Below are 6,793 nucleotides of genomic sequence, written 5' to 3'. Positions count from 1 at the left end.
GGCCGTTCTGCTCCGGAAGAACCGAATACCTTGAACGATCGAAGCCGGGTCAGGCCGGGCGAAGGGAACGTTTGAGATGTCGATGATCTGAAGGTCACCACGCTCGTTGACCACAAAGAGACCCGGTTCTGCGAAAGGTCCAGCGACGTCGATGCCGTTTCCCTTGCCTGATATGTAGAGACCCAGTTCTTTCATCTGATCGACCGTCAGACCGAAGCCGACTTTGTACTTTGGATCGACGTCAGCCATTTGCGCGCTTACCCGCTCCTCGGTATCGGCCGAAACCGCGATGACGTCCACGCCAAGGGCATTCAAATCCGACAGAACTTCATTCAACTCAATGAGATAGCGGGTACACAGCGGACAGTGCCTGCCGCGATAAACTACGATAAGTTTCCAATCGAATCCTTCGGATTGACGAGAAAGGATTGTGGTTCCTCCACCAAGCAAAGCGGTATCGATGACCGGAAAAGGCATTCCGGCCTGCAGTTTGGGACTGGTCATAAAGGCTTCTCTGATTTATATATTGCTCGATACATAAAGCAGTCGAGCGCACCCGCGTCAAGGATTATATATTGAACGATACAAAAAAATTAGGCCGCCCACGTACCTTCGATTACGATGAAGCGCTTCTCGAGGCGATGGGAGTGTTTTGGGCGAAGGGATATGACGGTGCATCTTTGCGCGATCTGACGAAAGCCATGGGTATCACCGGACCGAGCATGTATTCCGCCTTTGGCGACAAACGGGAACTCTATCTGAAAACGATCGACCGATACGCAGACGTCAACGGCTGTGAACCTGTGGTTGTCTTCGAAACCGAACCCGACATAGAAAAAGCCGTGCGCGGATTTCTGGAAGAAGTCATCAAATACGCAACCGATAATGGCAGTGGCGCGAAAGGATGCTTCCTTGCGTCAAGTGTTTCGACAAATATCGGACAGGTTGAGGGTGTCGCCGAGCGTGTGGCCGCTGCGATTGACGACACGGATCAGCGGCTTGCAGCCAGGTTCGAAAAAGAAAAGGAAAAAGGCAACCTGCCTGCGGACTTTCCCTCGCTCGAAAGGGCGGCCCTGCTCTACGACATCCGACAGGGTTACATGTTCCGCGGACGAGCCGGCTGGACCGAAGAACAGCTTCAAAGAGATCTCGATCACCGTGTGCAGATGATCTTGTCTCATTGATGCCAAAGAAACAAAGTCGTGCGGCCAAGCCCCCTTCGGTCTCATGATTTTGAGGATCATGTCTTTGAATACTATCAAACATTGTAACTCTACCGGCCACGAGCCTGAACGACCAGCACAGCCTTAAATGGCTGGAATTGGCGGGACTGCATGGCAGCGTCCCATTCGAAACCTTGCTGCGGCGCAGTAAATCGATTACAAAGCTCAAAATTGATTTAGGTCAATAAGCGTGACCCATACAGCTTGACTGACCTTCGCAACCATACAAGTTAAAACTGGAGCTCGACTTGTCTTCACGCGCCGAGGGCATTGCGCCTGTACAATCGACGAAATTGGATGCTTCGCGCATCAAAACAGAGCTGCTGGCCGGTCTGACCGTTGCGCTGGCTCTGGTGCCTGAAGCCGTGGCATTCGCCTTTGTTGCCGGTGTGAACCCGCTTGTCGGTCTTTATGCAGCCTTCTTCGTCGGACTGATCACGGCCTGCATCGGTGGGCGTCCGGGTATGATATCCGGTGCGACGGGTGCCCTGGCAGTGGTGATGGTGTCGCTGGTTGCCCAACACGGTGTTGAATATCTCTTCGCGACAGTCGTGCTGATGGGCATCATTCAGATCGCCGTCGGCCTGCTCAGGTGGGGAAAATTCATTCGCATGGTTCCCCATCCGGTCATGCTTGGTTTCGTCAACGGTCTCGCCATCGTGATCTTCCTGGCGCAGATGGGACAGTTCCAGGTTCCCGATGCGACCGGCGCCCTCACCTGGATGACGGGTTCGCAACTCTATCTCATGCTTGGCCTGGTCGCGCTGACGATGGGTGTGATCTGGTTTCTCCCGAAAATCACGACTGCCTTCCCAGCGCCTCTGGCCGGAATTCTAGTGGTTTCGGCACTGGTTCTCGGCTTTAACCTCGACACCCGGTCTGTCGGCGACCTTGCTTCCATCTCCGGTGGCCTGCCTGAATTTCACCTTCCAATGGTTCCGCTTAACCTGGAAACCCTGAAGATCATCCTGCCCTACGCCATCATTCTGTCCGCGATCGGTCTGATTGAATCGCTTCTGACGCTGAACCTCGTTGCCGATCTCACCAACACCAAAGGTGGTGCGTCCAAGGAGTGTGTTGCCCAGGGAACGGCCAACATAGTCACCGGCTTTTTCGGCGGCATGGGTGGCTGCGCCATGATCGGTCAATCGATGATCAACGTTAAATCTGGCGCCAGAACGCGCATATCCGGCATCGCCGCTGCCCTTTTCCTGCTGTCCTTCATCGTCGTCGCCTCACCGCTCATCGAACAGATCCCGGTTGCCGCACTGGTCGGCGTGATGTTCATGGTCGTCATCGGCACCTTTGCCTGGGCCAGCTTGAAGATCATGCACAAGATCCCGTTGATCGATGCGCTGGTGATGATCGTCGTGACATGCGTCACTGTATATGCCGACCTTGCGGTTGCCGTGGTTGTTGGTGTGATCATCTCCGCTCTGGCTTATGCCTGGAACGCAGCCAGCCGCATCAGCGCGCGTGTTGGAACCAGCAAGGAAGGCTGGAAAGTCTATCGCCTGTCCGGTCCGCTTTTCTTCGGCTCCACCACTGGTTTTGTCGATCTCTTCAATCCGCAAAATGATCCGGATGACGTTGTTGTCGACTTCATCGATAGCCGGGTTGTTGATCACTCCGGCCTCGAAGCCATCGATGCGTTGGCCTCAAAATACGAAAGCGCTGGAAAGCGTTTGCATCTGCGCCATCTGTCTCCCGACTGCCAGAAGTTGCTGCATAAAGCCGGAACTATGGTTGAAGTCTCGGTTCTGGAGGACCCTGATTATGAAGTCGCGGTCGACTATGGCCACACATTCGACGCACCTGAAAAGGCCTCCTGAAGCCTTATTGCCCTGATCTGATCGGGATATTGTAAAGACCCTGAAGGTTCCGCCTTCGGGGTCTTCCGCATTTACGGCCACCAGTGACAGGCAACTCACACTGTTCAAGTTTCCTGTGTCCCACACCAACGGCAACAATTGAGAACTCATCTGACCACGATTGGTGTAACTTCACGCATTGTTCTCGAAGTTCCTCTATCACTTGGGGAATTCACGCTGCCTGAGCACATCAATTGAATGTTGGAAAACGCCGTGTCCCTTCGCAAAAAACTCTTCATTACCCCAACACTCGCAACTGTCATCGGCTCATTTGTCCTGGTAACCGCCGCCGTAATCCTGATCATTCAGGCTGTGACGTCGGAAACCGTTATCCGGCAGCTTGGCGGCACTCTTGTCGATATGGGAATGGAAAGTTCGGAGATTGCTTTTACAGAGCAACTTCATGCGGTCACGGAAACAGGCCAATACACGCAAGCGAGTTGGGCACGCAATGAGCTGTCATTTGACGATCCGGATTTGCTGGTCACCTATCTCTATGGAGCGCTTGCGCCCATGGATCGGGTTTCTTTCCTGGTACTGGTGGATGAAACAGGAGCAGGTGTTGACGTTGACCGGGGAGAAGCTGATGGCCAGCTGCTGGGAGGTGACGTCACTCTTGCATCGGACATTCCCTCGTTAATGCCCCTTGCAGAAGAAGCCGCCAAACGAACCGATCCATTCTGGAGCGACGCGCTCTATATGCCGAGCCGAGAACACACCTATTTTGTCTACACGCACCCGCTTTACGAAGGTGACGATTATCGCGGCAGCCTGCTCATCGGGATGTCCCTTGAACGCATTTCAGACATCACCTGGCACATTTCCACCGATGACATAATCGTATTTCTGATGAAAGAAGGGTCGCACCAGGTAATTGCCCACCCGACCTTGCATGACAAATTCGACGACCTGAGCTCAGAAACCCCGCTTCTTCACGTCAATCAGATCGCGGATGCGTTTCTGGCAGAGTTTGCGGATATGCCGAGACTCAAAAGTTCCACCTTCGATATTGCGGATGGGCTGCACCTGCATGCAGGCCATGACCAGGACGGGTACAAGCGCTTTGTCATAATCGAGGAACGCAACGAAAACCTGATGGGGATGCCGGCGCGCATTGGCGTGCATTTTCCTGCAGAATATCTGGATCAGCCCCTGCACCAGCTGATGTCGGCGATCGTCGTTGGCACTGTGCTGCTGTTTCTGTCGCTGATTGGTGCCATTTACCTTGCTCGTCGAATTGCACGCCCCGTTCAACGGGCCTCCGTCGCAGCGCAGGAAGTTGCAAAGCTGAACCTAGATGCTGTCGAGCCGCTGCCCTCCAGCGTCATCCGCGAACTGGACGACCTTTCGAAAGGTTTTAACGCCATGGTGGGTGGTCTGACGGCGTTCAATCGATATGTTCCGCGGACACTGGTGCAGAAGCTGCTCAGCGAAGGCCGCGCGGACGCCCCACCTGAAGAGCGCGAAGTAGCAGTTCTCTTTACCGACATTGCCGGTTACACCGCCGCGTCGGAAGGCATGTCCGCGTCGCAAACTGCGGCGTTCGTCAATCACCATCTGTCTTTGCTCGGAGCGGAAATCACCAAACGGGACGGTACGATCGACAAATATATCGGCGACAGCGTCATGGCTTTCTGGGGCGCGCCGGATCATCTCGACAATCCGGCCGAACACGCCGCCCAGGCGGCTTTGGGTATGGCAGCTGCAATACACGCCGACAACCAGAAACGCCAAGCCAACGGCGACAAGCCGGTCCGCATCCGCGTTGGATTGCATCTCGGTCCCCTTGTTGTCGGTGACATCGGTGCTCCGGGGCGGGTCAATTACACCGTTATCGGCGACACGGTGAATGCAGCCTCCCGTCTTGAAAGCCTGGGCAAGGAAATCGATCCGGACGCTGAAGTGGTGATCCTTGCCTCAGAAGACATAGCCAGGCACCTGAGCAATGATATTGAGTGCCGTCCGATAGGACCGCAGAAGGTCAAGGGTCGCGCAGAGCCTTTGCAGGTGGTGCGACTGCTGGCTTGAAATAGAGTATTCAGGCAAGAAATCCGAGAACCAGACCGCTGGCAATCCCGAACAGACATAAAAGACTGAGGCTCATAAACAGCCCTCGCAGACCGTCCTTACCTGCAAGATAGCTATAAGTGTAGCCGAGGCGGGCAACGGCAAAGCCGACAATCCAGACCAAAACAGCAGAAACCGGCGGAGACACAATGGCAAATACAGAGGCGACAAACACGAAATAGATCGTGTTTTCAGTCGTGTTTCGATGGGCATTATGACGACGTTCCAGCTCATCCCAGCCTTCCCTCACCGTGTCTTCCCGTTTCCTACCACTCGCACGCCATTCTTCAGGTGTCGCATACATACCGAAACGGCCACGCGTCAATTCAGTGGTTGTCATCAACCAGGTATGATTGATCAAAAGCAAAACCGCCGCCGCCACCAATGCCATGACAGTGTTCTCATCAGGCAGAGCAATTTCGGGTGGCTGTATCCGGAACACAAAGACGTTCAGGACAATGCAAATGCCAAGCAGCGCAAACGGGTAAGCAAGTACAAATATACGGCCGCGCCGTCGACGCGCCTCTTCATCAGAATTCATGATGTACCCAATCCCGTTAGACCCTGCATCCTGAAAAGAAAACAACGCTTCCATCAGGACCACCACTGACAAAATTATATAGTGACGCCACGTTGAAATGCCGCATGGTTTCGACAGGTAAAATTGAAATCAACACGATTTCCACACCTTCAAGTAAAAATTCAGTCGAACCGGACCATCAAGAGCCCCGGATTACTTTGCTCTGCATGAATACACACGGTATGGATTAGGAACTAAGCTGACGAATCCGGGAACGCGGGAAATAGTTTGGCCATTAAACGGCGTTTTCATATTACACCGACACTGACAACCGTAATCGGGGCTTTCGTATCGATTACGGCAGCTTTGGTTTTATTTGTTCAAGCTTCCACATCTGAAAAGGTGGTTCGGGATCTGGGCGGTGAACTGATCAATGTAGGTCTAGGCGCGCTTGATCAGGGTTTTTCTTCTGAGATAGAGGCCGTCGAAGAAGCCAGTGCTTTCACGAAAAAGACGTTGATATCAGGCAGCGTCCTGATGGACAGACCTCAAGAGGTTGCCGACTATCTTTATGGTGCTCTTTCCGCTTTGAAGCATGTTTCGTTTGTCATCGTCGCAGACGAAAATGGCAATTTTGTCCAGATCGACAGAGGTGCCGCAGACGGGGTTCTGGTTCCTCAGTTCGTTCCCGTGACTGACAAGACCCACGCGTTGGCCAATCTCATAAAAGCATCGGCGTCCAGCACCGCTCCTTTCTGGACCGAACCGCAATACCTGAGTGCCCGTCAGCATACCTACATCGCGCATGTCGAGCCGGTAATAGAAGGCGGCGTTTATCAGGGTCTCATCATCATGGCCATGTCGATGCAGCGCCTGTCGGAAATCACTGACGAGATTTCAACGAACCTGGTTACGATGTTCATGATCACACCGGACAGCAAGGATGTGGTTGCCCATCCGGAACTGGAACAGGTATTCGACCGCCTGTCCCCAGTCTCCCCGCTAATCAGCCTTGACCACGTGCCGGATGGTTTCCTGGCGGGACTGAGGTCCACTGAATTGGTCGACGCCGCCGAATATGGCATCGATAACGATCATGAGCTGCGCTACGG

Annotated in this window: 5 protein-coding genes and 1 pseudogene; 4 read left to right on the top strand and 2 right to left on the bottom strand. The window is 53.8% G+C overall.

Annotated features, from left to right (window positions below; all coding sequences use genetic code 11):
* The coding region (locus K5905_RS23780; protein ID WP_297588615.1) for a redoxin domain-containing protein at positions 1-504 on the bottom strand (504 nt) is incomplete at its 3' end.
* Between the two features lie 71 nt (positions 505-575).
* Between K5905_RS23780 and K5905_RS23775 the strand changes: the two genes are divergently transcribed.
* The 3 genes from K5905_RS23775 (at position 576) to K5905_RS23765 (ending at position 5,122) form a co-directional block, all read left to right on the top strand.
* Positions 576-1,184, top strand: a complete 609-nt coding sequence (locus K5905_RS23775) for a TetR/AcrR family transcriptional regulator (protein WP_297588612.1) — start codon at positions 576-578, stop codon at positions 1,182-1,184.
* Positions 1,185-1,471: 287 nt separating this feature from the next.
* The gene (locus K5905_RS23770) at positions 1,472-3,055 is read left to right on the top strand and encodes a SulP family inorganic anion transporter (protein WP_297588609.1); all 1,584 of its coding nucleotides are present in this window, start codon (positions 1,472-1,474) and stop codon (positions 3,053-3,055) included.
* 252 nt (positions 3,056-3,307) lie between these two features.
* Positions 3,308-5,122, top strand: a complete 1,815-nt coding sequence (locus K5905_RS23765) for an adenylate/guanylate cyclase domain-containing protein (protein ID WP_297588607.1) — start codon at positions 3,308-3,310, stop codon at positions 5,120-5,122.
* Positions 5,123-5,132: 10 nt separating this feature from the next.
* Here the strand turns inward: K5905_RS23765 and K5905_RS23760 are convergent, their stop codons facing one another.
* A complete protein-coding gene (locus K5905_RS23760) occupies positions 5,133-5,702 on the bottom strand; it encodes an MAPEG family protein (RefSeq protein ID WP_297588604.1) in 570 nt (189 codons plus the stop codon).
* Between the two features lie 267 nt (positions 5,703-5,969).
* Between K5905_RS23760 and K5905_RS23755 the strand changes: the two are divergent.
* Positions 5,970-6,793: pseudogene (locus K5905_RS23755) on the top strand (adenylate/guanylate cyclase domain-containing protein); the annotation flags it as partial.

Origin of the sequence: Roseibium sp. (genome assembly GCF_025698965.1) — a bacterium.
Classification (GTDB): domain Bacteria; phylum Pseudomonadota; class Alphaproteobacteria; order Rhizobiales; family Stappiaceae; genus Roseibium.
This window is presented reverse-complemented; position numbering and strand designations above follow the sequence as displayed.

Coding starts and splice junctions, on each gene's coding strand:
- K5905_RS23760 (WP_297588604.1), bottom strand. CDS start 5,702: ATGAATTCTGATGAAGAGGCGCGTCGACGGCGCGGCCGTATATTTGTA.